Annotated in this window: 1 protein-coding gene; it reads left to right on the top strand. The window is 67.4% G+C overall.

The genetic code is table 11. The features are described from left to right. Positions 1-97: 97 nt before the first annotated feature. A partial coding sequence (locus ACYP5B_RS32880; RefSeq protein WP_459572414.1) for an IS110 family RNA-guided transposase occupies positions 98-1,314 on the top strand: 1,217 nt, incomplete at its 3' end.

Below are 1,314 nucleotides of genomic sequence, written 5' to 3'. Positions count from 1 at the left end.
AGTGGTGAGCGGCGTGAGCCGCATCCCGTTTGAGAGATCGAGTCGAATTCGACGCTTCCCATGGCGCTGCCGTTCATCAACGAGGATGGAGCAAGCCATGGCAATGCGCAAGCGAGACGACGAGGTGTTCCCGAACGCGGCGGGGATCGATATCGGGGCGTCGAGCCACTGGGTGGCGGTGCCGCGGCATCTGGCCGAGCAAGCCGGCTGCGCCGCGGTGCGCGAAGTCGGGGCGATGACCGACGATCTCAACGCCCTGGCCGACTGGCTGCTGGGCTGCGGGGTGGACACGGTGGCGTTGGAGTCCACCGGGGTGTACTGGATCCCGGTGTACGAGGTGCTGGAGCAACGCGGGCTGAAGGTCTGGCTGGTCGATGCACGGCAGATGAAGTACGTGCCCGGGCGCAAGAGCGACGTGCAGGACTGCCAGTGGTTGCAGAAGCTCATGAGCCTGGGGCTGCTGCGCGCGGCCTGGCGCCCCGACGGCGAAGTCTGCGTAGTGCGGGCGGTGGCCCGTCAGCGCGACGTGTTGATCACCGAGCAGGCGAGCTGGGTGCAGCGCATGCAGAAGTCACTGGTGCAGATGAATCTCCAGCTCACCGAGGTGCTCACCGACGTGATGGGGCAGACCGGCCAGGCGATCATCCGCGCCATCGTGGCCGGCGAGCGCGACCCGAAGGTATTGGCCCGGCATCGCCACAGCCGCATCAAGGCCAGCGCCGAGGAGATCACCAAGGCGCTGACCGGCAACTGGCGCGAGGAGCACCTGTTCGTCCTGGGCCAGGCGCTGGCCATGTACGACGACATCGCCAGGCATCTGGTCGCGTGCGAGGCGAAGTTGCGAGCGCTGCTGGCCGAACGCAGCGCGCGTTGCGTCGACCTGGGTAAAGCGCCCAAGGCTGGCGCCAAGTCCCGCATGGAGTTCGACGTGCGCCAGGCGTTGGCGAACTGGGCCGGCGTGGACCTCACGCGCATCAACGGGTTGGGGGTGACGGCGGTGATGAAGCTGCTGTCGGAGATTGGCCCGGACCTGAGCCGCTTCGCCAGCGTCAAGCACTTCTGTTCCTGGCTGGGGCTGTGTCCGGGCACCAAGATCAGCGGCGGCAAGGTGCTGTCCTCAGGCACCAAGCGTTCCGCCAATCGGGTGCGCCAGGCGTTGAAGATGGCCGCGATGGCGCTGTCGCATAGCGACTCCGCGCTCGGCGCCTTCTACCGCCGGCTGTGCGCCCGCATGGACAAGCCGCGCGCCAATACCGCCACCGCGCACAAGCTCGCGCGCATGGTGTACTTCATGCTGACCCGCGGCGAGGCCTT

It is taken from the genome of Cupriavidus sp. 8B, assembly GCF_054589115.1.
The sequence above is the reverse complement of the archived record's forward strand: the minus strand, read 5'-3'. Positions and strand labels throughout refer to the sequence as shown.